The organism is Campylobacter sp. JMF_08 NE1, assembly GCF_027737875.1.
Classification (GTDB): domain Bacteria; phylum Campylobacterota; class Campylobacteria; order Campylobacterales; family Campylobacteraceae; genus Campylobacter_B.
The window spans coordinates 1-25,801 of record NZ_JAOVUC010000010.1; the positions used below are offsets into that span (position 1 = coordinate 1).

Below are 25,801 nucleotides of genomic sequence, written 5' to 3' on the forward strand. Positions count from 1 at the left end.
GCTCGCTTCGTAGTTTAGCGCGTAAATTTTGAGATTTTTTTTCTGCGCGATCGTGACAGCTCCGTCTGCGACGCTGTGTCTTGGACCTCTGGGACCATCTGGGGTGATGATGACATCTACGCCGTTTTTGATTTCGCTAAATGCGTTCATCAGCGCCCTAACTGCGCCTTTGGAGCTTGACCCTCTAATCGCGCCGATACCAAAATGCGAAATCACTCTCGTGATAATCTCGCCGTCTTTGTGGTCCGAGATGATGACCTTCACCTTTCTTTTTTCGCCATAATACCGTTTCCAGTAGCGAAGATAAGCAAAAGGCATCATTGCAAGTCTGCCGTGCCAAAACACCACCACACAAGTTTCATCTGATAATTTTGTATCGCTAAATTTAACCCTACAAGTAAGATAAATCAAGCGTATCAAAAAAGTCCCAATATATTCTACACAAAAAAAGAAAATGCGTTTTTTAAAGGGTAACTTTTCCATAAAGTGCCATTCTAGCGGCTTTTTCGATTTTTACATTTAGCGTGCGCCCAAGCAATTCCTCGCTACCATTTACGCAAACCAAAAAATTCGAAAAACTTCTGCCAGCTACTTGATTGTTTTCGCGCAGTTCCTCGAAATACACCTCGTGCCATCTACCTACCTGCGCGCTCATAATCTCATCTAAAATTTCATTATGCAGACCCTGCAAATAGCTAAGGCGCGCACTTGCGACTTTATCGTCGATTAGCGCTAAATTCTGCGCTGGCGTGTGCGGACGCGGGCTAAATTTAAAGCTAAAAACCTGCTCAAATTTCACCTGTTTTAGCACATCAATCGTATCGGCGAAATCCGCCTCGCTCTCCGTCGGGTAAGCCACGATGATATCGGTGCTAATGCTCACATCTGGGCATAAATCTCGCAGTTTTAGCGCGCGGTCTAAAAACCACTCCTTGCTATATCCACGCCTCATATCGCGCAAAACCTTAGTCGAACCACTTTGTAGTGGCATGTGCATGGATTTGCAAATTTTAGAATTTGAGCTAAAAACTTCTAAAAATTTATCGTCCATGTGAAGCGGGTGCGGGCTCGTAAAGCGAATCCTCTCAATCCCCTCAATCTCGCTTAGCCTTACTAAAAGGTCGCTAAAATCGATTTTTTCGTGCGCATTGGAAAATCTTTTGCCATAGTTATTGACATTTTGACCAAGCAAAAATATCTCTTTTGCCCCGCGCTGGGCACTTCTGCGCGCCTCATCAAGTATGATTTTTGCTGGGATTGAGAGCTCGTCGCCTCTGGTTTGTGGCACGATACAATACGAACATTTTTTGTCGCAACCAATCATAATATTTATGTATGATTTGTAAGGACTGCCCCGAAATTCGCCAAAGGCAAACTCGCTCTCATCGTAGTTTATATCGGTGCTAATAAATTTTGGCGTTTGCACAGCTTGTGAGATTTTCGATACATTTCGTGCGCCTAGGACGAAATCCACGAACGGAGCGCGCCTGAAAATTTCAGCGCCCAAGTGGCTAGCAGTGCAGCCGCAAACTCCGATTTTTGAGCCAGCCTTGCGGACTTTGTCAAATGCGCCAATCTCGCTAAAAAGCTTATGCACGGGCTTTTCACGCACAGAGCAGGTGTTTATAAGGATTAAATCAGCAATGTTAATATCGTTTGTGAGTTCGTAATTTTGGTTTTTTAGTTCGGCGATGATGTGCTCGCTATCACGCACATTCATCGCACAACCGAGGGTTTGTATGTAGAGAAATTTTTTCAAACTATATGCACCTCATACATATATTCGTTTTCATTTAGGCCATAATACACGCTTCTTTGATAGACCGAAAATCCCTTTTTTTCAAAAAATTCTATCAGCGCAATGATATCTTTATGCGAATTTTCTCTATCTAAATAGAAAATTTTTTGACCACTTTTTGCGATTTGAGCTTCCAAATCTTCGACTTTTGCACTCTTTGGCTTCGCTTCTAGGCTAGTTCTAGCGAGTTTTACTTGCATTGCTTCATCCTTTCGTATTTCAAATTTTAAACTGATGAGTTTAGCAAAATTAATATAATAATTCGTTTAAATAAAAATAAAGTCTAAATTTAATATAATACCGAACTCGAAAATTTTAAAAATCCCAAAATTTAGCAGTGTAAGAAAAGGAAAATTATGGAAAAAATCACAGACATAATCGAGTCTATCGCAAACGAAAAAGGACTTGATCCCTCAGATGTGGGCGCGCGGGTCAAAACAGCCTTTATCCAAACCGCAAAAAGGCTATTTGGCGAACAGTTTATCTACGACAGCGAGGTAGATCCCGTTACAAAAAAGGTAAAACTCTACCAAAAAGTCCAGGTCGTAGCCGATAATGACGAGCGCGCAGGACAGGATAATTTCATCGCAATTAGCGAAGCCAAAAAGCACGGGGACGCTGAGATTGGCGACGAGCTAAGCTATGATATAAATATCGAAAATCTCGGCCGCACAGCTTCGCAGGTTTTGGCAAAAGAGCTAAATTACCATATCCAACGCCTACTCGAAGAGAAAATTTTCGAAAGCTATAAAAACAAAATCGGCACCCTAGCCCACGGCACCGTCACCAAAATCGACGCTAGCGAAACGACATTTGTCGAAATCGACGATATCAAAGCCTACATGCCACAAAAAAACCGCATAAAAGGCGAGAGTTTCAAAGTGGGCGATGTCGTGCAAGCCGTCATCAAAAACGCCTATATCGACAAAAATCAAGGTATCAAACTAGAACTTTCACGCACAAGCCCTAAATTTTTAGAAGCAATTTTACGCACAGAAGTCCCTGAAATAAAAGACGGAAGCGTCATAATCCAAGCATGCGCTAGGATTCCGGGCAAACGCACGAAAATAGCCCTTAGCTCAGTTTCGCCAAATATCGATCCAGTGGGCGCAACCGTGGGTAAAGGCGGCACTAGAATCGACGCTGTGAGTAAGTTTTTGAGCAAAAATTTAAGCGAAGAGGACAAAAAAGCTGGCGGAGAGAGCATAGATGCGTTTGAATACTCTGCCTCGCCTGAAATTTTAATCTCGCGTGCAATGGCGCCTGCGATTGTAAATTCGGTCAAAATCACAGATGAAAACAAAGCAATCGTCTATATCAACCCTGACCAAAAATCCAAAGCTATCGGCAAAAACGGCCTAAATATCCGCCTAGCCTCAATGCTAAGTGGCTATGAAATCGAGCTAATCGAAACAGGCGCATCAAGCGAAAAAGTATCAAACGAAGAGGGACTAAAAAATCTCGAAGCACTCTTTGGCGGTCTGTGAGAATTCTTTCAAATTTGCGAATTTTTAAAATTCGCAAATTTAAAAATAATCAAAATTTAAAATTTATATGAAATTTGGCGCGTCGTTAGAAAACAGCACCAAATCCCCTGCTTTGGTATATTTAGCCAAAATTTCAACCATTTTCGATTTATCTTTTAGCACATAAACCTTGCCAGGATTTATATTGTCTTTGAGCGTTTTTAAATTTAACTCGCCCGTTATTATCACGAGATCAAAAACCTCATCGATTTTTTTGGCTAAAATTTCATTATCTTCTTTGGTAGATTCGACGATTCCAGGGGTTACGATGACTTTATTTCCTTTGTAAGTTTTGCATAGTTCGTAGCTAGCTAACATACCGGCTAGATTGCCGTTAAATGCGTCATCAATGATGATTTTGCCGCCGTTTTCGATCTTTTGGAGGCGGTGTTCGACGCTTCGGACTTTTTCAACTGCGTTGTGGATATAGACATCATTTACGCCCAAAAACCTCGCCACCATGACGCATGCGCTGAGATTTTGCGCGTTAAACTCGCCCAGCACCGGCGCAGAGAGTCTGAAATTTTCGTCATTGATTTTAAGGCTAAATTTAATCCCGTCTAGTGTCGAGCTAATCACCTTTGTGCCGATATCATAGGTGCTAATCGTGGCGCTGTTGTGACAAAGCGTGCTAGAATGCACAAATGCGTGTTTTAGACGCGGTGAATTTAGCGCTTCAAGCTTGGTAGCGCGGATATTTTCTACGCTTTTGAAATACTCCAAATGTTGCGCGCCAATCTCACCTACAACTACGATTTGCGGGCGCAAAAACTCGGTGATTTCGGCGATATCGCCAGGCAGCCTGGCACCCGCTTCTGCGATATAGACCTGAGTGTTTTTTGGCAAATCATCATTTATGTCCTTTACAATCCCAGCTAGCGTATTTACCGAGCGCGGGGTCTTGTAGCAGACGAAGTGCGGGCTAAGGATATCATAAAGGAAGTTTTTGATACTCGTCTTGCCGTAACTTGCCGTGATTTGAACGATGATTAGGTTATTCATCGTGCCTAGCTTGGCTAGCGCGCTAGCTTTGAAGCGGTTAAAAAGCGTTTTTTCGTATCTGAAATGAAAAAACAATCCCACAAATAGCGCGATAACGGCTGGAATTTTAATATCGGTTGAAAATTTAATATCAATCAAAATTTCCGCAATCCCCACAATCACCGCAAACGAGGCTATGTATGCAAACGCCCTTTTTATGCGATCGGTAAAAACTAGCTTTTTGTCCAGCCCCCTGTGCCAAAGCGCCAAAACAGCGATATAACTAGCTGTCACCACGCCCAAGGCTGCGTAATAAAACGGGCAAAACATAGCCGCGATTTGAGCCAAAACTGGGATTATGAAAAAATACAAATGCCACATAGGCTTGGTGAAATGGTGCATTACGCGCTCCACGCGATACGAAAACCACTGCAAGCAGGTAAGCGCGTAAAATCCCAAAGCAAGGGTGAAAATAAAATTTGAAATAACTGCCGACATTTTTTCCCTCAAATTTATTTAGACTTAGATTACAAAACCTGTAATTTTATTCTAAAAAAACTTGATTGTTGCTTATTTTTGCGATAAATTTTATTATTTAGAGCTTGATTTGCGTCAATGCGAAATTTACTCTAATCTGTCATTGCGAGGAAAAGCAAAGTGTCAAGACGCTTTTTGCACAGCGTGGCAATCTACGAGTAAAAATTCCTATCGCTAAATTTGCTGTCATTGCGAGCTTTCGCAGAAAGCGAAGCAATCCAGTAAAATTTAAAGCAAAATTCTACTTAAATTTAGCATTGAACGATTTTAAATTTAGCCAAATTCCAAAATTTAATTAAATTCTATTTTTAGAATTTGCTTGTAAATTTTGGCTCACAGATTACCATAACGGGTTTGTTCTCTCGCAATAACAAATGCAACATGGTAATAAAAATAAATTTGTATTATTTTCGGTAAGCAAGGACGCCCACCATACAAAACTAAAATAAATGTCAAAATAATGGCAATACAGAGAGTATAAATTTAGCTTTGCAAATCTTCTTTGTTTATATTTACTATTATTTCTCTATTTTCTATTACTTTTAACAAATTTCCTTTTTTATCTACCAACATTTCTTGGTAACCAACCTTAATATGAAATATATTATCAGCGATGGGTCTTATAAGTTCTGGTCGTGAATAAAAAACTGCTTCTAGCATAATCTCTCCACTTGCAACATTTATAAATCCGTATTTTTCTCTGCGAGGTACTGTTATTTTTTCATATTCAAAGGTAGAGCAATAACCACCTTTTCTTCCTATAACATAGCCATCGATAAAATAAATTTTATCGTAATTATGAAACTCTTTGCCTGTTTTATCGACAAGTTCGTATTTATAGACAGATTCGTATTGATCATCTACTTTTACCAAATAAGAATTATCATCAATTTTTTTAATTTCTTCGTATTTACAAGGAATTATCTCTTTACCTATTTTATCAACAAGCCCCCATTTATAGCGAATATCATTAACATAATAAGAATTATCATCAAATTTTTTAATTTCCTTGTATTTACAAGGAATTATCTCTTTATATGTTTTATCCAAAATTCCATATTGAGTTCCATTTTTTACCAAAAAAAGATTATCATCAAATTCTTTAATTTCATTGTATTTGCAAGGCAATATCTCTTTATATGTTTTATCCAAAATTCCATATTGAGTTCCATTTTTTACCAAAAAAAGATTATCATCAAATTTTTTAATCTCTTTGTATTTACAAGGAATTATCTCTTTGCCCGTTTTATCAACAAGCCCCCATTGATAGTAAAAATTCTGAACATAATAAGAATTATCATCAAATTTTTTAATTTCATTGTATTTACGAGGCAATATCTCTTTACCTGTTTTATCAAAAAGTCCATATTGACAGAAACCTTCATCAGTTACTTTTTCTACCAAAAAAAGATTATCATCAAATTTTTTAATTTCTTTGTAAATACAAGGCAATACCTCTTTACCTGTTTTATCAAAAATTCCATATTGAGTTCCATTTTTTACCAAAAAAAGATTATCATCAATTTCTTTAATTTCATCGTATTTACACGGATTTATCTTTTTGCCTGTTTTGTCAAAAAACTCGTAATTTCTTCCACTACATACTAGAAAAAGATTATCATCAATTTCTTTAATTTCATTGTAAATACAAGGCAATACCTCTTTACCTGTTTTATCAAAAATTCCATATTGAGTTCCATTTTTTACCAAAAAAAGATTATCATCAATTTTTTTAATTTCTTTGTAAATACAAAAAAGTATCTCTTTACCTGTTTTATCAAAAAGTCCATATTCATCTACACTTCTTACTACAAAAAAATTATCATCAATTTTTTTAATTTCTCTGTAATTACAAGGAATTATCTCTTTACCTGCTTTGTCGATAAGTCCGCATATTGAAATAAAAGGTATATTATTAAAAAGTCCATCATATCCTTCTTTTGTTACAAAATAAAAATTATCATCAAATTCTTTAATTTCTTTATATTGACAAGGAATTATCTCTCTGCCTGTTTTATCAAAAATTCCATATTGAGTTCCAATTCCATTTTGACTTACTATTCCTACCAAAAAAAGATTATCGTCAATTTCTTTAATTTCTTTATATTGACAAGGCACAACAGCATCAGTTACCATACTAACCTTTCCTTTCTATCTTAAAAATTCCGATTAAAAAAGTAAAATTTACTAATAAATCTTCCGTAATCTTAGAAGTTTTTGGCGAATATTTTGTTTTGTAAGCACGAATTTCAGGCATTTTTAATGAGTATTTTTTATTGTTTTTCAAAATTTGATATATAAATTTTGCTACTTCTATGACATTTTTATCAAATTTTCTACTTTTTTCTAAATCTGGGTCATAAACCCTAGAATTTTCCGACATACAAAATTTTCTACCCAAAGTTATACTTTGAATTTGTATAGGAAAATAATGTTTGCCATTATCGCGAAGTTCGTTAAAATCATTTTCGCTAAAAATAGCTCTACGCTCTCTTTCGTATCTCCAACAGCTATTTTTTGTGCTCACTATTTCGAGCAATTTTTCTGCTTGTATATTTTCTATATCTGAAATTTCAGGAAAATTGTTGCTGTATTTTATCGGCACGACATAATTCTTTTCATCTTGATCCGAGACTTTAAAATCAATTCTTACACCAAGAGAACGATTTGCATAATGAGCCCACATAAGATAGTCTTGTGCTTTTTCGCTAAATTCTGAAAATGATGTGAAATAAAATTTTTCTTTTGCTGAATAAAGATTTTGTATTTTTTCTAACAATTTCTTTTTATTTTGCTTTGTTATATTTTTATCATAGCAAAAACTATATCTAAACTCATCAATATCGTTCATTTCGGTAAAATTTGAAGCATAAAGAGCGGAATTTTCTAAAATTTCTACAAAATAGCGATTTTTTACAACAAAATCACAAAATGTATCATCTTTCTTATAATCCAAACCCTTAAATTTTGAATACATTCCTTCTTCTGATTTTTCCATTACAATCCTAAAATTTCTAAAATAATCTCAGGATTTTACCGATATATATATGTATATATACTTAAATAAAAAATTTTTGTTTTATATGTTCGAATTAATAATGGAATTAAATTTTAAATTTTTTCACAAATTCTTTTTCGTTTTCGCATGTCATGGCAGAGCTCATTATGGCGATATTATCGGCTCCGCTTTCAATCACAAAGTGGAAATTACTAAAATTTATCCCGCCAAGGGCGTAAATTTCGCCACTCCAAAATTCACGCACATTGTGAATCAAATCTAGTCCCTTTGGCTCTAAATTTGCTTTGCAATCTGTCGGAAAAATATGGCTCAAACAAAGTGCGTTTGCGCCCAAATTTAGGGCTATTTTAGCTTCACTCGTGCTGTGAGCTGAAACCACGATTTTTTCAAATTTGGCTAAATTTCGATTAGATTTTTGCTCTAAAATTTGCAAAGGCAACCACACAAATTTATAATTTAACTCGTAAGCTAAATCCAAAAAATTATGCAAAAAAAGGCGAACGCCAAAATGGTTGCAAATTTGCAAAACTTCGCAAAAAAGCGCGCAGTATTCGCTCACGCTCAAATTTTTCTCACGCAAGATTATTTCGCTAATCCCGGCTTCGCAAAGGCGTGAAATTTTCTCTTTCAACGCTTCTTTTCCGCCACAAAGCCCTAAATTTGAAATCGCCGTGATTTTCACTTTTTCGCTCCAAATTTCGCAAATTTACAGATAAATATACTCGCTCATCAGTGGCGCTAACCCCGCACCCCTAATCGCAGCACAAACCTCAGCCACGCTTCGTCCGTCATCTATCTCAAACTGCTCGTCGCCCTTTTTTTGGCTGTGTCCGCCAATACCGACGCTAACTCCTGCTGAAATTTTATTCGTGGCGATTTTAATCGCTTCATCTCTAAAACCAGCCCTTTCGCGCGTCGAAATCGTAATATTCGCACTAGGGATTAGCAATCGATACGCCGTAATCACCTGCAAAAGCTCCTTTTCATGGACATCTCGCGGGTTGATTTTATTATTATTTATTATCGGGCGCAGTCTTGGGACTGAAAAGGCGATCTCGGCGTGCGGGTATTTTTGTTGCAACAAATACGCGTGCGCGCCCGTAGCAAAGGCGTCTTTGCGAAAATCGTCAAGCCCTAAAAGTGCCGCAAAGCCAACTCCACGCATACCGCCCATTATCGCCCTTTCTTGGGCATTGAAGCGATACGGGAAAATTCGCTTATTGCCTTCTAAATGCAGTTTTGCGTATTTTTCCGTGTTGTATGTTTCTTGAAAAACGGTTACAAAATCCACGCCTGAGTTATGCAGGGTAGCGTATTCACCCACATTTAACGGATAAATTTCCACGCCTACGACCTTGAAATATTTTTTGGCGATTTCACACGCATGAGCGATATAGCTCACATCGCTATCAACCCTACTCTCGCCTGTTAGCACCAAAAGCTCTTCAAGTCCGCTCTTTTTTATCGCTTCGTATTCGGCTATTAGCTCATCATCGCTAAGCTTGGCTCTTTTAATCTGATTTTTTTTGCTAAATCCGCAATACACGCAGTTATTATCACAATAATTTGAAATGTAAATCGGCGTAAAAAGTGAGATATTATTGCCAAATTTCGCCCTAGTTTCACTCATACTCGCCCTTGCTAACTCTTCTAAAAATTTAGCCCCGACTACGCTTAGAAGTGCGCCAAAATCGTCTAAATTTCTATTTTTTTTCTCTATCGCCCTTAAAACATCGGCTTCATTATAAGCGTTTGGGTCGTAATTTTGCCTTAAATTTAGCACTTTTTGCATTAAGCTATCATCGATTGCTTGCATGTGTGCTAGGTATTTCATGTGGTCTATTTTTTCCATTTTAGTCCCTTAAAAAGCCTGTTAGTGGCGAACTTGCCGCGGCAGTATTTCGCACGGCTCCAAATTTGGCATTATAGGCGTCTCGCCCTGCATTTATCGCATTTGCAAAGGCTTTTGCCATTTGGACTAAATCGCTAGAAGTGGCGATTGCGGTATTTACCATGACAGCCGCACAGCCCATTTCCATGGCTTCACACGCCTGAGACGGACGACCGATACCTGCATCGACTATGATCGGCAAATCCACTTCGCCGACTAAAATTTCAATCATATCTCTCATCATAAGCCCACGATTTGAGCCAATGGGCGCACCAAGCGGCATTATGGCGGCTGCTCCTGCGTTTTTTAGGCTACGAGCCACATTTAAATCAGCATGCATATACGGAAGCACGATAAATCCGTCATTTGCTAGAATTTCGGTCGCTTTAATGGTTTCGTAATTATCGGGGAATAAAAATTTGCTATCTGTGATAATCTCGATTTTAACGAAATCCCCACAGCCTAGCTCTCTTGCTAGTCTTGCGATACGCACGGCTTCATCAGCGTTTCTGGCGCCACTTGTATTGGGCAAAAGCGTAACGCTTTTTGGTATGTAATTTAAAATATTTCTATCTTTGCTCTCGCTTACTCTACGAAGTGCGAGTGTTACGATCTCGCACCCAGCATTATGGACACAGGCTTCTATCATCTCATGGTCGAATTTACCAGAACCCATTATAAAGCGAGACGAAAATTCCTTGCCACCCAAAACTAATTTATCCATTGAAATTTCCTTTAAATTTTGTGATTTGTGAGATTATACAAAGAAAATCTGAATTAATTGTAATATTTGACAAAATTTGCTGTCATTGCGAGCGTGCCTCTCTCGCAAAGCAAAATTCCCTTTGCCTTACATTTGTCATTGCGAGGAGCGTTAGCGACGAAGCAATCTACGACTTTAAAATTTACAGACGCTGAATTTGCTGTCATTGCAAGCAAGTGTAACGAGCGAAGCAATCCAGGGAAATTCATTGCACGCTACCATTGTCATTGCGCTCCGCAAGCCTTAAATACTGCGCCGATACGCTAACCATTATCATTACGCTTCGCAACCTTGGAATACTTGCCTCGATACGCTCTCCATTGTCATTGCGAGGAGCGAAGCAACGAAGCAATCCAGGGATTTCCCCTTGCCGTTAATTTGTCATTGCGAGGCGACGCAGTCGCCGTGGCAATCCACGAGCCTAAACTACCTTGCGCTCTAAACCCTGTCATTGCGAGCTTTCACAGAAAGCGAAGCAATCTACGAGTAACAATCACCAAAATGTGAATTTCGTGTCATTGCGAGCCCAGCGTTGCAATCCAGTAAAATTTAGAGCAAAATTCTATTTAAATTTTAAAATTCCGCAAAAACACTGCGCCGAAATTTTATATTCGTAGATTGCTTCGTCGCTAACGCTCCTCGCAATGACAATAGCGAACAAATTTTGTATAATCTGTCATTGCGAGCGTAGCGAAGCAATCCGGAGAAATTCCCTTGCCTTTCATTTGTCATTACGCTCCGCAAGCTCCAAATACTGCCCCGATACGCTAACCATTGTCATTGCGAGCTTTCGTAGAAAGTGAAGCAATCTACGAGCAACAATCACCAAAATGTAAATTTCGTGTCATTGCGAGCGTAGCGAAGCAATCCAGTAAAATTTAGAGCAAAATTCTATTTAAATTTTAAAATTCCGCAAAAACACTGCGCCGAAATTTTATATTCGTAGATTGCTTCGTCGCTAACGCTCCTCGCAATGACAATAGCGAACAAATTTGTCTAATCTGTCATTGCGAGCGTAGCGAAGCAATCCGGAGAAATTCCCTTGCCTTTCATTTGTCATTACGCTCCGCAAGCCCAAATACTGCCCCGATACGCTAACCATTGTCATTGCGAGCTTTCGCAGAAAGCGAAGCAATCTACGAGCGACAATTACTAAAATCTGAATTTCATGTCATTGCGAGCGTAGCGAAGCAATCCAGTAAAATTTAGAGAGAATTTAAAAATTAGCAAAATTTATCTGAATTTCCCTGGATTGCTTCGCTCGTTACACTCGCTCGCAATGACAGCAAATTCAGTGTTCGGCAATTTTAATTCGTAAATTGCTTTGGCGTTAGTGCGCCTCGCAATGACAATATTTAACCTGCCGGCGCAGTATTTCGCAATGATAAATAAATATCAAAAATTCAATGAAATATGAAAAAAATGTCAGTTAAAAGTGGTGCGCCCGAAGGAATTCGAATCCCTGACCTTTTGAACCGCAATCAAATGCTCTATCCAGCTGAGCTACGAGCGCACAATCAAAAAGAACTTTGATTATACATTTTTATAGCTTAAATTTAGCAAAAACAGCCCAAATTTATCGTGCAAATTAAAATTCCACTACAAATTTCACTAAATTTCGCGATTTTTCTTGACTTTTGATTTGTTTTTCTGTATAATACTAGTTCTTTTGCATTGGGGTATCGCCAAGCGGTAAGGCAATTGGTTTTGGTCCAATCATGCGGAGGTTCGAATCCTCCTACCCCATCCACACTTCTTTAAATCATTTTTGTATCGCAGGGTAGAGCAGTGGTAGCTCGTCGGGCTCATAACCCGAAGGTCGGGGGTTCAAATCCCTCCTCTGCAACCAATCTTATTTTTCACACGAAGCAAACGAGCCTTTAAAAGCACGAGAAATTTCAAATGGTGCATTTTCACTAGACACTTGACATTTTTATAGATTAGATAAATTCAGCGATATTTTTATTTGCGATTATTCATTTTTTTCTTAAACTTGAAGCGATTGTATTTTTTAGTCTTATGGTTGTGATTTTGCTTATACTTTTTACATTGTAAAGAAAATATAAATAAAAAAGGCTCGGAAGCCGAAGCCTCCGAGCCAAAGTTATCAAAGTATAATCCAATCGGATTATAATCTTACCACTCTACTGCGCTACCGCCAGCTTGGTGATCTTTTGCGCCTTTCGTAGCTGTTAGCATACCTGATTTGCTTAGTGCATCATTTACACCTGCTACGATAGCGGCACTACCACATCCACTCGCAGGGTTTACGGTAACATTGCCATCATTTTTTTTCAATGTGATTTGAACGCAGTTTTGACCTTTTGCTTGGACATAACCACTTTTTGTAGTATTTGTCATTGTATCTACACTGCTAGCAAAGCCATTATTGTGACCTGTGTAATAAGCTGTCAAATCGCTAACAGCAGTAGCGACATTTGTAACTACTTTTGAAACCTCAGCATCATCTCTCGTAGCTGCTAGTCTTGGGATAGCAACAGCTGCTAAGATACCTAAAATAACGATAACGAAGATCAACTCGATCATAGTGAAACCTTTTCTCATGGTTTCCTCCTTGTAAATAGATTTCATTTTACATACATATATGTAAAACTTGCGTGGATTATAGCAAAAAAAATTAAAAAATTCAATTATTTTTGCAAAAAATTTGAAAAAATTTTAAAATTTTATAAAAAAAGCCCATTTTTGCGCGGTTTGCGGGTGTGGAATTTGGCGGTTTGGCGCGGATTGGTTTGTTTGCGACACTCGCGCGGGGCGATAGGGATTAGAGCGATTGGTAGTTTATGCTCGTGGATTGCCACGGCGACTGCGTCGCCTCGCAATGACAAGTCAGAGATAAGGGAATTTCCATGGATTGCTTCGCTCGTTACACTCGCTCGCAATGACAGCAAATTCAGCGTCTGTAAATTTTAAATTCGTAGATTGCTTCGTCGCTTCGCCCCTCGCAATGACAATAGCGAACAAATTTGTCTAATCTGTCATTGCGAGCTTTCGTAGAAAGCGAAGCAATCTACGAGTAACAATCACCAAAATGTTAATTTCGTGTCATTGCGAGCGTGCGAAGTAATCCAGTAAAATTTAAAGCAAAATTTTATTTAAATTTTGAAATTCTGCAAAAATACTGTGCCGAAATTTTATATTCGTAGATTGCTTCGTCGCTTCGCTCCTCGCAATGACAAATCAAAGTAAATTTTCGTTTTTCTCGATTGCGCTGACAATGGCGAACAAATTTTGTATAATCTGTCATTGCGAGCTTTTGCAGAAAGCGAAGCAATCTACAAGTGACAATCACCAAAATGTGAATTCCGTGTCATTGCGAGCACAGCGAAGCAATCCGGTAAAATTTAGAGAGAATTTAAAAATTAGCAAAATTTATCTGAATTTCCCTGGATTGCTTCTCTCGTTACACTCGCTCGCAATGACAGCGAATTTGGCGTTTGGTTATTTTAACTCGTAGATTGCTTCGTCGCTAACGCTCCTCGCAATGACAATAGCGAACGCTTCAAAAATTCTTGCAATGACAATGGTTAGCGTATCAGAGCAGTATTTGTAATGCGATAAATTTGTAAATTTTAAAATTTCAAGCTACGGGCTAAATTTAAAATTTAACCCATAGCCTAAATTTGGAAATTTGAGAATTTTGCAGAATTTATAAATTCTAATTCTCTACTCGCTCACAGCTTTTTTGATTTTTTTGACTTCGTCTGCTGTATCTTTTGCTTTTTTGGCTTTTTTGGCTGTATCTGTATTTTTGGCTTTATCTTTTAAATCCACAACCTCTTTTTTGACCTTTTTATCGGCCTTTTTTGTGGCTTTTTCTTTTTCTTTTTTCACGGTTGATTTTAGATCGCTAGTGTCCGTCTTGCCAGTAAGAGTTAGGTCGTCCTTGATAGCCTCGAAGCGCTTCTCGCCGATGCCTTTGATGTTTTTAATCTCGTCGATTGAGTTAAATTTATTGTTTTTTCTGTATTCGATGATAGCCTCAGCCTTGGCCTCACCGATGCCAGGAAGTGCCATTAGCTCGTCTTTTGTGGCGGTGTTTAGGTTGATCCCAGTGAAAGCTAGGCTTGCAAAGATTGCGGTTGTTGATAGGATTTTAAAGATTTTCATTTTTTCTCCTTTAATTGATTTGAGAAAATAATTCTAAATTTAAGCCACTTAAAGGTTAATGAATTTAAGGAAAATGTAATTGAAATTTTCAAAATTTATCAAAATTTTGCTGTTTTATAGCCAGAGTTTTGGTTGCATATTTACTTAATTCGAGAAAAACTTGCAAGAAAAGATTAAAAATTAAAGAGTATATAATCAAATGCTGATATTTAGGGTCTTATGAAATCAATTGTAATGAAAAAGAAAGCAGAAAATATATTAGGTGGTGTCCCTGGCGAGATTCGAACTCACGGCCTCAAAATTAGGAATTTTGCGCTCTATCCAGCTGAGCTACAAGGACAAAATCGGTGAAATTAATCACCGATTATGTTCATAACATCATCTAGTTTGCGTTGTAAATCTGAATAATCGATTGGCTTAGTCATAAAGTCATACGCGCCTTTATTTAAAGCCTCTCTTTTTGCAGTTTCATCTGTGGTCAAAACTATTACAGGAATATGTGCGATATGCTCCCTAGAATGCAAGTTATCTAAAAATTCTAAGCCGTTCATTACAGGCATAACAATGTCAAGTAGGACTAAATCCACTGGCTCTGCCTCTAATACAGCCAATCCGTCCAAGCCGTTTTTGGCTTGGAGGATTGTGGTAAATTTACCATATTTTTTTATCATAACTTCTAATAGTTTCAAATTTATAAGGTCGTCATCAATCATCAAAACTTTTAATTCTTTCATCAACTATCCCTTATATATATTTTTGCGCAAGTTTTTCTAGGCCAGATTTAGTGATATTGTAAGTAACAACTTCGCTAAATGCAGGGTTCTCATCGTTGTCGTTAGAGAACAATACTAGATTTGTATTTGGCGCTTTTTGGTGTAGATTTTCTAGGGCAGCGAAATCGATACCAGCTAGTTTTTTATCTATCAATACCAATTTGTAGCTATCGTTAGTTGCCATAGAAATTAGTTGCTCAAAATTCGCAGCCATATCAACATCTTTGTATTGGTGTTTCAAAATGCTTGCGAAAATTTTGCTTTCCATGACATTTGCTTTACAAATCAAGACATCTTTTGCTTTGACAGCTTGTGCTACTGGCTCATTAACGATAGTTTTCTTAGGAACTTGTTTCATTATCGTTTTAGGCACTTTCACGGTTTTTAGAATAGTTTTTGGAACTTGGCGTTTTACAAGTTTTTTGACTATTTGTTTGACTGTGCCACCAGCAGGAGCCGCGTCAGAGCGTTTGTCACCGATAAAGTCATTAAGCATATTAGCCAAAATGTCTTTTTTGATTGGTTTTGTACAATACTCATCTAAGCCAGCTGCCATAAATTTCTCTCTATCGCCTTTTAGCGCGTTAGCTGTAACGGCTACGATTGGGATATGGCGTAGGTTGTTATCTGCTTCGTATTGTTTGATTTGTTTTGTTGCTTCGATACCGTCCATTACAGGCATTGAAATATCCATAAAAATCAAATCATACTCTTCGCCTGATTTTCTAGCTTCTAGTGCCAACAAGCCGTTTTCTACGATCGTTAAATCCATTTCGAAGCTGTTTAATGTGTGCTTCATAAGTTTTTGGTTAATTTCATTATCTTCTGCGATTAGAATTTTAGCAGCGTATTTGCGATTAACCATAGGAACATTGTCATCATTTGGATTGTGCTCAGCAGGAACTTCAACTTCCTCTTCGACTTCAACTTCCTCTTCAACCATAATTGTCTCTTCTTGTTGAACTTCCTCGTAGATTGTAACAGGAACTTCGATGATTTCTTCGATTACTCTTTGTTTAGTAGCTACTGCGGCAGGAGCGACTGTTTCTACCACTGGCTCGACTACTTTTTCTACGACTGGCTCAACTACTTGCTCTACTACTGGTTCTACAACCGCAGCAACTGGCTCGACTACTGGCTCAGGCTCTACGACTGGTTCTACCACAGGAGTGTTAACTTCTACGCTTGGAGCTTCTACTTTGATCTCAGGAGTTTGAATTGCTACTTCTGACTCGCTGATTTGAGCTTCGATATCTGAAATTTCAATCTCTTGGCTTTCTGGTTCTACAACTGGTGTCACAACTGGCTCTTCAATTGTAATCTCAGGGATTTCTACCTCGACATTTGGTGTTTCAGGGATATCAAGAGTGATATCAGAAATATCAGTTCTAATCTCTGGGATTTCAGGCTCGATGCTTACGCTAGGTTCTACAACCGGCTCTGAGATTGCAGGCTTTGGTGTAGATACGAAGCTTGCTTCGCTAGCTGTGCCTCTGTGTCTGTTTTGTAAAATAGCACGCAATTCATCTGCTGATGAGCTAGATGGTTTTGGCTCTTCTATTTTTGGCTCTTCTATTTTTGGCTCTTCTATTTTTGGCTCTTCTACGGCTAGTGGAGCTTCTTCCATAATCATCTCTTCTGCAACTATCGGAGTTTCTACGACAGGGCTTTCCTCGACGATTGGCGATTCATCAAGAGTGATATCTGGGATAATTGGTGATTCATCAGCGATAGCAGATAGGCTAGGCTCTTCTACTACTGGCGCTGCCGCTGCTGCCGCTGCTGGTCTAGCTTTTAATGAACCAGATTTTAGAATTTTATCTATTGTTTTGCCTAGTTTTGATAGGTTCACTGGCTCAGATAGAGTGAAAATTCTAGGGTTTGTAATGCTAATACTTTGTAACTCTTTTGGTTTTAGAGTTAGGATTGTAGGTAAAATCGTAGTATTGCTTACATCGCCATAGTTTTTAAATCTAGTAATCAACGCGTCAAAAGAGTTGTTGTTTTGTGCAGAGCGAAGTTGTGCGCTTGAATTAAAGACTGAAATTTTTGCACCTAGATTATTTACATATCTCTTAACGACATCACTATACATTACATCGTTAGGATCTGCTAGAAGTGCGAAATTTAAGCCGCTGATGTGAGCAAACATCTCTTCTGCGTCTGATTTTTGAGTCTCTTTAAGTGGTAGAGTGAAGAAGAATTTCGTTCCTTTACCAACTGTTGATTTAACTTGTAACTTACCACCCATCATCGCAACATATTTAGATGAAATGGTTAGACCAAGACCAGTTCCGCCGTATTTTCTAGTGATTGTAGAATCAGCTTGTGAGAAGGCGTTAAATACATTTGCTAGTTTATCCTCAGAGATACCGATACCTGTATCTTCGACGCTAAATGTTACGATAGCTTCGCCAGGGTTTTTCTCTTCTTCTCTGACGATATTAACAGCAATGCTACCTTGCTCTGGTGTAAATTTAACGGCATTTGACATAAGGTTGATAAGAACTTCTTTAATCTTAGTAATATCGCCGTATAGGTGATGAACCAATGTAGGGTCAATGTAAAGCAAGATATCGATGTTTTTCTCAGCAGCTTTTGCAGCGTAGATCTCAACAGCACTCTCGAAATCTTGAATTGGGTTGAATAAAATATCCTCAATCTCAACTTTATTGCTTTCGATTTTAGAAACATCAAGAATGTTATTAATAATGGTTAGAAGGTTTTCAGATGATTTTTCGATTGTATCGACATAATCGCGTTTTTCTTCGTCCAAATCTGTGTTTTTGAGCAACTCTGTAAATCCGATAATACCATTAAGCGGAGTTCTAATCTCGTGTGACATATTTGCAAGGAAGATAGATTTCGCTTTGTTAGCATCCTCAGCTTCTGCTTTTTGCAAGGCAATGAAGTCGATCGCGTCCTCGATAAGCGAGTAGGCTTTGTCGATACCGTCAGCTGTGTTGATATCGAATTGCTCGTTGTTGTTAGAAAGCTCACCAACTCTACCAAGAACCCTTCCAAGGTCGTTGATGTTTCTGTTAATGCGTCTAACGACGGCGATTGAGAAACCAACTAAGATAAGTGATAGCAAGAACGCAGCAGCAGCGAAAATCAATGTTTGAAGTTGTTGCGCTGAGTGAGTATCAACACGCTCTTGTAGTGCGTTAGAAGCCATTTTAACAGCTTCGTCTAGCATTGCATATTTTTTAGATTGGATACTAAACCACTCATTAAATGGAATATCATACTCGCCAGTTGCTAATTGAGTTTCAATCGTTCTCATTGCATTTTGTGCATTTTCGGCGATTTGCTCATTTTCAGGTTTAGCGAAATACTCTTCTAGCTCGCCTTTGATAGCGATATCTTCGCCAGTAGCAGCATAGTGAGTAGCGATGACTAGGTCAGGCATTTCTGATGTCCATGCGTGCTCTTTCCAGTGATCAATCTCTTCCCTAGGAAGTGGGCTACCTGAGATGATGTATTCGATACTAACATCGCGAACCGCAGCTGTTCCAGAAATCGTGTCATATATGTTTGCAAGGGTAAGCGATAGAGTACCAACATCGGCTGAATACAAGTTTTCGTTGATAGTATCACGGAAGGCAGTCAATTGCTCGTCAAATTTATCATAATACTCATCGAATAGCTCAACGAACACTTTGTCACGATTATCAATGCTCTTTCTAATCTCAGGAAGTCTGCCGATCAAATTTGTAATTTGATCAATCGCAGCAGATTGCGCCTCTGAGTGCTCGATGAAAAGCTGGTGAAGAGGATTGTCTTGTTCGTGTGTTTGAGCGTGATAGTCAAGGAAATCTTGCCATGCTTTATCAGTTTTGGCGCGTTGTGTTTTAAGAACAGAGCCAAGACCGACATTGTTACCGCTACCTAGATACGCCGCTGTGATACCACGCTCTTTGGCAAACTCCTCGTAGAAGTCATACAAAGCAGCTGAGATATCGACTTTATGCTTGAGGTTTTCGTTGATTTTATACAACCTCGCAGCATCATACAAATACCAAGACGCAACGACAAAAATGATTAAAAGTGGAACCCACGCAACCATTTTAAGAGCGCTAGAAGTATTTAGTCTCATAAAACATCCTTCGTATTTTGCAAAATGCAAAAAAGTGAAATTTCAACCTCAAAATAAGCTTTACAAAGAAAAATGAAAACTGTATTTCAAAGATTTAATCTCGGATTTTACTCTAAAAATCTTTAAAGGTAGCTTTGTTTGCCTATTTTATGGGCGGAATTTGAACAATTTTTCAGCAAAATTTTGTCCGATTAAGCTTTTTATTTCATCAAAATTTGCCAAATATATATTTTCGAAACTTCCGTAAAAATCTAAAAGTTTTTTGATTTTGCCTTGCGTAAGCCCTAAATTTAGGAGTTTTGAGCTATTTAAGTCATTTTTGCGTTTTGTTTTTTGATGAAATGAGATCGCAAATCTGTGTGCCTCGTCCCTTAATTTTTGGAAAAATTGTAATTTTTTATCGTTTGGTTGGAGTGCAAAAATTCCATTATTTGTGCAAATTTTATCCTTTGCCGATCCCTTGGCGCGGTGAGCTTTGGCGCCTAATTTTTCCTTTGAAATCGCGATTACATCGACATTTGCTCCCACGCTAGAAATAATCTCGTAAGCTAAATTTAACAAAACTTCGCCGCCGTCAATCACCCACAAATCAGGCGCGCCAAGCTCGTCAAATTTAAGCGCACGCGAGGTGAGATATTCCTTCATTTGGTCGTAGTCGTTGTTTGAGCTTAGGTGTTTGTGGCGGTAATTTTCTTTGAAAAACTCGCCCTCTTTATAGCAGACCATTGCCCCTACTGGCGCACTTCCAAACATGTGCGAGTTATCAAAAATTTCGATATTTACAGGCAAATTTTGCAAGCCAAAATAATCTTTCAATTCCGCTAAAAATTCATAATCATGCGTTTTGAGATATTTTTTTATGTTTATTTGGCAGTTTTGGTAGGCGATTTCGCAAATTTTGCGTTTTTCGCCGATTTTTGGGACGATAATGCTAAAATTTCTGCCATGCCTGCTGGCTAAAATTTCGCTCACAAGCGCCTTGTCGTCAAATTCAGCGTAGCAATAAATTTTTGCACACGCCACGGGCGAACCACCTGGAAATGCGCTTAAAATGAGCTGTTTGTAGCCGTTTTTCGCGTCGTCATCGTTCGCGTTTTTTAGGTGAGAAATGTGATAGTTCGAAGCCGAAATTTTGCCCTCTCTCACGCTAAAATGCACGGCGCAAATCAAATTTGCCTCCCCAGCAATCGCAAATACTTCAAAATCATCTAGCCTTGCTAAATCCACCTCGACTTTGATATTCATCTGCTTTAAAATTTCGATTTTATCGCGCATACTGGCAGCTTCTTCGAAATTTTCATTTTCGGCAAATTTAAGCATTAGCGAGCTTAGATACGGCACCATTTTTTGCGGATTTTTAAGCGAATTTAAGGCCTCTTCGACTATTTTCTTATATTCGCTACTTGAAATTTTGCCCTCGCACGGGGCTTTACAGCGGCCAATCTGAGCAAACAGGCAGGCTTTTTTGTCTTTGATACAGTTTTTTTTCTGCACGAGTGGAAATTTCATATAAAGCGTCTCTAAAATTTCCTTCGCGCCGTGAAAATACGGACCAAAATAGCGAATATTCGCCCCTTTTATCACCTTGCGCGTGATTTCAAAGCGCGGAAATTCGTCGTTTAAATTTATATAGATATAAGGGTATGTTTTATCGTCGCGCAAAAGGATATTGTATTTGGGTTTGAGCTGTTTGATAAAGGAATTTTCCAAAATCAACGCGTCGCTCTCGCTAGGGGTGATGATGTATTCTAAATGCACAGCTTCGCTTATCATTTTTGCGATTCGAGCGCCAAGGCGCGGGCTTGGAGCGAGCGTGGGAGTGAAGCTAAAATAGCTTTTGACACGGTTTTTTAGCACCTTTGCCTTGCCCACATAGAGCAATTTCCCGTCTGCGCCGAAATACTGATAAATGCCGGGATTAGCGGGTAGGGATTTGATTTCGTCGATTAGCAATGATAATCTCTCTTATTTCTTCAAAAATTTTATGAATTTTTTCATCTTTGATATTGTTTGTGAATTTGCCTTGTGATTTTTCTGCTACGCGCACATCGCTACTACTTGCCTTTTTTTGGGCGAGTTCTTGTTTGCGCTTTTTGCTCATTGTTTTGGTAGCAACGAAAATTTTCACATCCATATCAGGATGAAATTCGCCAAATTTATGCACGCTGGCAAAGATTTTTAATATATCTTTTATCAGTTTTATACTACTATCTCGTTTTAGCTCTTGAAGTCCTGCTGGGTGCTTCACAGCTATCATCAAAATGTCATTTTTGGTGTAGATAAAGGCTATGATTTTTTGCCAGTTTTTGGGCAAAATTTTAATAAAACTCTCTCTGGCACGAAATTTGGCGTATAAAGGACTATTTTTCACATGTGCAATGATTTGTTTAATACTTTTAGTTTCCATAAGTTGATTTTAGCATTTTTTATTTTAGGTTTGCTTAGTGGGTGCGGATACAAAGCCGATCCGTTTTATAGCACAGACTCAAATTCGAGCAAGGTAACCAAATAATGGCTAAATTTAGTTATAATCAGTGAAATTTTAATGAAGGGAAAATATGCAAACAGCTGACATTTTAGTTTTGGATTTTGGTTCGCAATACACGCAACTTATCGCGCGTAGGCTTCGCGAACAAGGTGTTTATACGGAACTCATACCATTTGATGCCTCAATCGAGCAGATTATGGCAAAAAACCCAAAAGGCTTGATTTTAAGCGGTGGGCCAGCGAGCGTGTATGCGAAGGACGCTTATTTTTGTGATGAGAAAATTTTTGATTTGGGCTTGCCGATACTTGGGATTTGCTATGGTATGCAGCTAATCGCGCAACATTTCGGCGCCTCTGTCGTGCCAGCAGCGAAAAAAGAATTCGGCAAAGCAAGCCTAAAACTACTTCGTTCAAACAAGCTTTTTAACGGCGTGAGCGATAACTCGACCGTGTGGATGAGCCACTCGGACAAGGTCGCTAGCCTGCCAGAGGATTTCGAGGTTTTGGCGTGTTCGGACGAGAGCGAGTGGTGCGTGTTTGGCAATGATGCGAAGAAAATTTACGCATTGCAATTCCACCCAGAGGTGCAACACAGCGAGTTTGGAGATCAAATTTTAAAGAATTTTGCAAAAGAGATTTGCGGATTAAGTAGCACTTGGAATATGGGAAGTTTCGCAAAAGAGCAAATCGCAAAAATAAAAGCAAAAGTGGGAAATGACAAAGTCCTTTGTGCGGTAAGTGGCGGCGTAGATAGCTCTGTGGTGGCAGCTCTCCTTGCCCACGCAGTGCCAGAGAATTTAATAGTAGTTTTTGTAGATAACGGACTACTTCGCACAAACGAAGCAAGGCAAGTCGAAGAGATGTTTAAGCTCAAACTTGGCGTAAATTTAATCAGCGTCGATGCGAGCGAGCTTTTCCTAAGCCGCTTAAAAGGCGTAACTGAACCTGAGAAAAAACGCAAAATCATCGGCGAGACTTTTATCGAAGTTTTTGATAAGGAAGCTAAAAAATTTGAAAATGTAAAATACCTAGCACAAGGCACACTTTATACCGATGTGATCGAAAGCTCTCCAAGCGGGGCAAGTAAAACGATAAAAAGCCATCACAATGTAGGCGGACTTCCTGAGTGGATGAAATTTGAGCTAATCGAGCCATTGCGTGAAATTTTCAAAGACGAAGTGCGTCAGCTAGGGCTCGAACTTGGGCTTTCGCGAGATGTCGTATTCCGCCATCCTTTCCCGGGACCGGGCCTTGCGATTCGCATTATGGGCGAAGTAAATACGCCAAATTTAGAGCTACTTCGCAAAGCAGATGTGATTTTAAGAGAAGAGCTAAAATCAAGCGGTTGGTATGATAAAACTTGGCAGGCATTTTGCGTGTTATTAAATGTCCGAAGTGTCGGTGTCATGGGTGATAATCGCACTTATGAAAATGCCGTTTGTATTCGCGTAGTAGATGCAAGTGACGGCATGACGGCTAGTTTTTCACGCCTTCCTTATGACCTGCTAGAAAACTGCTCTCGCCGCATTATAAACGAAGTTGAAGGCATAAATAGAGTAGTTTATGATATTTCGTCCAAACCACCTGCAACTATCGAGTGGGAATAATTTTTAATTTGACGGGCGTTTTGCCCGTCTTTTTATTTTTTTCGCAAATTTTGGCTTATTGTTTTAGATGATTGTGGGTTTGTAAGTTAGTTTTTACTTCGCAAAAGTGAATTAGAAATTTAAAAATTCACACATTAATTCCTAAATTTCGCAAAGTTTTTATCACTCTTTCGCAGTTGGCGTTTTTGAAAGTGTTGCAAAAAAATCAAATTAAGGCTTAAACGACAAAATCTAGGATAAAAACTGCTACAATCTCCCTTGTAATCTATATTTGCAAGGGGTCATTTAAATGAGAGCAAAAAATCTTAAAAAAATGCAAATTCTGCGCTAGCAAAAACATAGTAAAAAATGGTAAATCAAAAAATAAAAAACAGCTTTATAAATGCAAAGATTGCCACAGACAATTCATATTAAAAGCAGATATATCAGAAGTCGCCTATAATGATTATATTGCAAATTTAAATCTAAAATATCTATCTAAATTTAATAATTTATCTTCACGCACAATTCAAAGAGTCTTTACTAGACTTAAAGCAAAGTCCCCGCAAAAGCTAAATTTAAATAACAAAGAGATAATTATCCTAGCTGATACTACCTACTATGGCAAAGGTCTTGACTCATATAACCTGCACCGAATTTAAAATACTTTTAAATGACTTTGAACTTGAATTTAAGAAGTTTTTGAACGAAAAAACCATAAGCGAAAATGGCAAATCCTTTTATACTCACAAACGGCTTAGAAACGCCTATTTTAGCCTTAAAAGAAATCTTTCTTTACTTTTTACTTACGAGAATTTGGACCTTGTGCCAAATACAAATAATTCATTAGAGGCAAATTTTAATGATTTAAAGACAAAACTTAGAAATCACAGATAGTTAAATTTAGCTAACAAAAAGAAATTTATATCTTGGTATTTTTTTATAAAAAACAGTATCAAAAAATAGTCTAATTGATAAAAGTCATCCTAAATTTTGTCGTTTAGGCCCAAATTTACTTCGCAAAAGGAAACGATTATTTCATACTACTTTTCCACTATTTTAGAGCAGTCAAAGGTATTTTTGCCAAATAAATAGAAGCTAATTTTGTCTCATGCGAAGAATAATAGCAGCACCAAAGTTCATTTCCTTCAATCAAAAACCCAGGATAACTAGTATCGCCGCCCGAAGGCAAAAATATTTTTTCTTTAAAATTACCATTGATATCCCCACTTAACAACAAAGTTTTGAAAGAATTTGGTAAAAAAGATGATCTTGTCCCAAGTATCAACATATCATCGCAAACAATTAAGTCCGGACCGCCTAGTTTCATACCGATACTTTTAAATTTCCAATTTGTATATGGCGGATTACTTATGCCAAAAAAGCCGTGCTTTCCATCGTTTGGAAGTCCGTATGTTATTACTAAAACCATACGATTATCTTGCAAGAAACGAATAGTAGCTTCTCCGGGACAATCAGGGATATTAAAATTTACGACTTCTTCGTAATTTATCCCGTCTATTGTTTTTACCAAAGAAGCAGTTCTAAATACTGGTCTTTGAGAATCTAACGAATACACAACCCCATATCCGACATTATCTTTCCAAGTTACACGCCAAAGCCAATCATAACTTGTTTTATTTTGAAAATTTAAACTTAAAGGTCGTATATCCGAAAAATCAATACCGTTTTTACTAAAAGAAATTTGAGGAATCATAGAAATCCGTTTTTTATTTATATAAACAGAACCACCGCATAAAAGCATTAAACGACCATCGGGCGTAACAGATAGTTTGGGATCCCTTAAATCATAACCATCTTTTTTTATAAATGTTAAAGGCTCCCATTTTTCCCCATTTTTAGAAGTTATTATTCTGATCCCCCCCCTAGCTTCTCCGTCTTTGTCAAAAATATGGCTTTCTGCCTCGCGAAAGGCAATATGGTATTGGTTGTTAAATTTCACTATTGAAGTAAAAGCACAATGCTTTTCGCTGTCATAAATTTTGCTAACAGAAAAAGAAAATTTTTCCCAACTATCGTTTTTTGCATTATCGTTAATATTTGCACCAAGCGGTATCGCACACGCAGTAGCGAATAACGGAATTTTTGTTAAAAAATCTCTTTTTGTCATTTTTTATCCTTACAAAATCTCATCAGCTACTTTTAGAGCAACCATTATCGTATCGTCCATATCGAAGTGTCTATACATA

21 protein-coding genes, 4 tRNA genes and 1 pseudogene are annotated in these 25,801 nt (G+C 38.1%); 6 read left to right on the plus strand and 20 right to left on the minus strand.

Features of this window, described 5'->3' with window-relative positions:
• From OFN91_RS07605 to OFN91_RS07615, 3 genes are all read right to left on the minus strand, one after another.
• Positions 1-483 (minus strand): lysophospholipid acyltransferase family protein (locus tag OFN91_RS07605; protein WP_270873820.1); only part of this gene is annotated, 483 nt, incomplete at its 3' end.
• Complete coding sequence (gene miaB / locus OFN91_RS07610; protein ID WP_270873821.1) at positions 464-1,759, minus strand: tRNA (N6-isopentenyl adenosine(37)-C2)-methylthiotransferase MiaB; 1,296 nt, start codon at positions 1,757-1,759, stop codon at positions 464-466. The genes miaB and OFN91_RS07605, both read right to left, overlap by 20 nt.
• On the minus strand, positions 1,756-1,998 hold the full coding sequence (locus OFN91_RS07615; protein WP_270858271.1) for an HP0268 family nuclease: 243 nt from the start codon (positions 1,996-1,998) through the stop codon (positions 1,756-1,758). The genes miaB and OFN91_RS07615 overlap by 4 nt, the downstream gene beginning before the upstream one ends.
• Before the next feature lie 156 nt (positions 1,999-2,154).
• Between OFN91_RS07615 and nusA the strand changes: the two genes are divergently transcribed.
• Positions 2,155-3,285: a transcription termination factor NusA gene (gene nusA, locus OFN91_RS07620; protein WP_270862047.1), complete on the plus strand. Its 1,131-nt coding sequence runs from the start codon at positions 2,155-2,157 to the stop codon at positions 3,283-3,285.
• A 63-nt stretch (positions 3,286-3,348) separates the two neighbouring features.
• Here nusA and OFN91_RS07625 read toward each other — a convergent pair whose 3' ends face one another.
• The 8 genes from OFN91_RS07625 to OFN91_RS07660 form a co-directional block, all read right to left on the minus strand.
• Positions 3,349-4,803: a Mur ligase family protein gene (locus tag OFN91_RS07625; protein WP_270873822.1), complete on the minus strand. Its 1,455-nt coding sequence runs from the start codon at positions 4,801-4,803 to the stop codon at positions 3,349-3,351.
• A 522-nt stretch (positions 4,804-5,325) separates the two neighbouring features.
• On the minus strand, positions 5,326-6,978 hold the full coding sequence (locus OFN91_RS07630) for a WG repeat-containing protein (RefSeq protein WP_270873823.1): 1,653 nt from the start codon (positions 6,976-6,978) through the stop codon (positions 5,326-5,328).
• Position 6,979: 1 nt separating this feature from the next.
• Positions 6,980-7,840: a DUF2971 domain-containing protein gene (locus OFN91_RS07635; RefSeq protein WP_270873824.1), complete on the minus strand. Its 861-nt coding sequence runs from the start codon at positions 7,838-7,840 to the stop codon at positions 6,980-6,982.
• A gap of 106 nt (positions 7,841-7,946) precedes the next feature.
• Positions 7,947-8,543, minus strand: coding sequence for a thiamine phosphate synthase (locus OFN91_RS07640; protein ID WP_270873825.1), 597 nt, complete (start codon positions 8,541-8,543; stop codon positions 7,947-7,949).
• A 24-nt stretch (positions 8,544-8,567) separates the two neighbouring features.
• Entirely contained in the window at positions 8,568-9,713 is a 1,146-nt protein-coding gene (gene thiH, locus OFN91_RS07645; protein WP_270873826.1) for a 2-iminoacetate synthase ThiH, read from the minus strand.
• Between the two features lies 1 nt (position 9,714).
• The gene (locus OFN91_RS07650; RefSeq protein WP_270873827.1) at positions 9,715-10,476 is read right to left on the minus strand and encodes a thiazole synthase; all 762 of its coding nucleotides are present in this window, start codon (positions 10,474-10,476) and stop codon (positions 9,715-9,717) included.
• Positions 10,477-10,720: 244 nt separating this feature from the next.
• The gene (locus OFN91_RS07655) at positions 10,721-10,867 is read right to left on the minus strand and encodes a hypothetical protein (RefSeq protein ID WP_270873828.1); all 147 of its coding nucleotides are present in this window, start codon (positions 10,865-10,867) and stop codon (positions 10,721-10,723) included.
• Positions 10,868-11,951: 1,084 nt separating this feature from the next.
• Positions 11,952-12,028, minus strand: a tRNA-Arg gene (locus OFN91_RS07660).
• 162 nt (positions 12,029-12,190) lie between these two features.
• Here OFN91_RS07660 and OFN91_RS07665 point away from each other — a divergent pair.
• Positions 12,191-12,265 (plus strand) — tRNA-Gln (locus OFN91_RS07665).
• 24 nt (positions 12,266-12,289) lie between these two features.
• Positions 12,290-12,364: transfer RNA gene (locus OFN91_RS07670), tRNA-Met, on the plus strand.
• A 287-nt stretch (positions 12,365-12,651) separates the two neighbouring features.
• Here OFN91_RS07670 and OFN91_RS07675 read toward each other — a convergent pair.
• The 8 genes from OFN91_RS07675 to OFN91_RS07710 all read right to left on the minus strand — a co-directional run bounded on the left by OFN91_RS07675 (position 12,652) and on the right by OFN91_RS07710 (position 21,925).
• On the minus strand, positions 12,652-13,080 hold the full coding sequence (locus OFN91_RS07675; RefSeq protein ID WP_270873829.1) for a type II secretion system protein: 429 nt from the start codon (positions 13,078-13,080) through the stop codon (positions 12,652-12,654).
• Positions 13,081-13,202: 122 nt separating this feature from the next.
• Positions 13,203-13,358, minus strand: coding sequence for a hypothetical protein (locus OFN91_RS07680; RefSeq protein ID WP_270873830.1), 156 nt, complete (start codon positions 13,356-13,358; stop codon positions 13,203-13,205).
• Positions 13,359-14,202: 844 nt separating this feature from the next.
• Positions 14,203-14,646, minus strand: coding sequence for a ComEA family DNA-binding protein (locus OFN91_RS08310; protein WP_442868054.1), 444 nt, complete (start codon positions 14,644-14,646; stop codon positions 14,203-14,205).
• 263 nt (positions 14,647-14,909) lie between these two features.
• Positions 14,910-14,986, minus strand: a tRNA-Arg gene (locus OFN91_RS07690).
• Positions 14,987-14,999: 13 nt separating this feature from the next.
• The gene (locus OFN91_RS07695; protein WP_270859672.1) at positions 15,000-15,380 is read right to left on the minus strand and encodes a response regulator; all 381 of its coding nucleotides are present in this window, start codon (positions 15,378-15,380) and stop codon (positions 15,000-15,002) included.
• A 10-nt stretch (positions 15,381-15,390) separates the two neighbouring features.
• Positions 15,391-19,518 carry an ATP-binding protein gene (locus OFN91_RS07700; RefSeq protein WP_270873831.1) on the minus strand — a complete coding sequence of 1,376 codons (4,128 nt, stop codon included), beginning with the start codon at positions 19,516-19,518 and terminating at the stop codon, positions 15,391-15,393.
• A 147-nt stretch (positions 19,519-19,665) separates the two neighbouring features.
• Entirely contained in the window at positions 19,666-21,471 is a 1,806-nt protein-coding gene (gene uvrC / locus OFN91_RS07705) for an excinuclease ABC subunit UvrC (RefSeq protein WP_270873832.1), read from the minus strand.
• The gene (locus tag OFN91_RS07710) at positions 21,437-21,925 is read right to left on the minus strand and encodes a hypothetical protein (RefSeq protein WP_270873833.1); all 489 of its coding nucleotides are present in this window, start codon (positions 21,923-21,925) and stop codon (positions 21,437-21,439) included. The genes uvrC and OFN91_RS07710 overlap by 35 nt, the downstream gene beginning before the upstream one ends.
• Positions 21,926-22,076: 151 nt before the next feature.
• Between OFN91_RS07710 and guaA the strand changes: the two genes are divergently transcribed.
• From guaA to OFN91_RS07725, 3 genes and pseudogenes are all read left to right on the plus strand, one after another.
• Positions 22,077-23,612 (plus strand): glutamine-hydrolyzing GMP synthase, encoded by a 1,536-nt coding sequence (guaA, locus tag OFN91_RS07715; RefSeq protein ID WP_270873834.1) that lies wholly within the window; start codon positions 22,077-22,079, stop codon positions 23,610-23,612.
• A 302-nt stretch (positions 23,613-23,914) separates the two neighbouring features.
• A pseudogene (locus OFN91_RS07720) lies at positions 23,915-24,022 on the plus strand (IS1/IS1595 family N-terminal zinc-binding domain-containing protein); the annotation flags it as partial.
• Between the two features lie 190 nt (positions 24,023-24,212).
• Positions 24,213-24,488, plus strand: coding sequence for a hypothetical protein (locus OFN91_RS07725; RefSeq protein ID WP_270873835.1), 276 nt, complete (start codon positions 24,213-24,215; stop codon positions 24,486-24,488).
• 157 nt (positions 24,489-24,645) lie between these two features.
• Here OFN91_RS07725 and OFN91_RS07730 read toward each other — a convergent pair whose 3' ends face one another.
• Positions 24,646-25,722 (minus strand): hypothetical protein, encoded by a 1,077-nt coding sequence (locus tag OFN91_RS07730; RefSeq protein WP_270873836.1) that lies wholly within the window; start codon positions 25,720-25,722, stop codon positions 24,646-24,648.
• Between the last annotated feature and the right edge of the window lie 79 nt (positions 25,723-25,801).

What these genes read in the sequence shown, in the direction of transcription:
- OFN91_RS07615 (WP_270858271.1), bottom strand. Translation starts at nt 1,998, where the DNA reads ATGCAAGTAAAACTCGCTAGAACTAGCCTAGAAGCGAAGCCAAAGAGT.
- nusA (WP_270862047.1), top strand. Translation starts at nt 2,155, where the DNA reads ATGGAAAAAATCACAGACATAATCGAGTCTATCGCAAACGAAAAAGGA.
- OFN91_RS07625 (WP_270873822.1), bottom strand. Translation starts at nt 4,803, where the DNA reads ATGTCGGCAGTTATTTCAAATTTTATTTTCACCCTTGCTTTGGGATTT.
- OFN91_RS07630 (WP_270873823.1), bottom strand. Translation starts at nt 6,978, where the DNA reads ATGGTAACTGATGCTGTTGTGCCTTGTCAATATAAAGAAATTAAAGAA.
- OFN91_RS07635 (WP_270873824.1), bottom strand. Translation starts at nt 7,840, where the DNA reads ATGGAAAAATCAGAAGAAGGAATGTATTCAAAATTTAAGGGTTTGGAT.
- thiH (WP_270873826.1), bottom strand. Translation starts at nt 9,713, where the DNA reads ATGGAAAAAATAGACCACATGAAATACCTAGCACACATGCAAGCAATC.
- OFN91_RS07650 (WP_270873827.1), bottom strand. Translation starts at nt 10,476, where the DNA reads ATGGATAAATTAGTTTTGGGTGGCAAGGAATTTTCGTCTCGCTTTATA.
- OFN91_RS07675 (WP_270873829.1), bottom strand. Translation starts at nt 13,080, where the DNA reads ATGAGAAAAGGTTTCACTATGATCGAGTTGATCTTCGTTATCGTTATT.
- OFN91_RS08310 (WP_442868054.1), bottom strand. Translation starts at nt 14,646, where the DNA reads ATGAAAATCTTTAAAATCCTATCAACAACCGCAATCTTTGCAAGCCTA.
- OFN91_RS07695 (WP_270859672.1), bottom strand. Translation starts at nt 15,380, where the DNA reads ATGAAAGAATTAAAAGTTTTGATGATTGATGACGACCTTATAAATTTG.
- OFN91_RS07700 (WP_270873831.1), bottom strand. Translation starts at nt 19,518, where the DNA reads ATGAGACTAAATACTTCTAGCGCTCTTAAAATGGTTGCGTGGGTTCCA.
- OFN91_RS07710 (WP_270873833.1), bottom strand. Translation starts at nt 21,925, where the DNA reads ATGGAAACTAAAAGTATTAAACAAATCATTGCACATGTGAAAAATAGT.
- guaA (WP_270873834.1), top strand. Translation starts at nt 22,077, where the DNA reads ATGCAAACAGCTGACATTTTAGTTTTGGATTTTGGTTCGCAATACACG.
- OFN91_RS07725 (WP_270873835.1), top strand. Translation starts at nt 24,213, where the DNA reads ATGGCAAAGGTCTTGACTCATATAACCTGCACCGAATTTAAAATACTT.
- OFN91_RS07730 (WP_270873836.1), bottom strand. Translation starts at nt 25,722, where the DNA reads ATGACAAAAAGAGATTTTTTAACAAAAATTCCGTTATTCGCTACTGCG.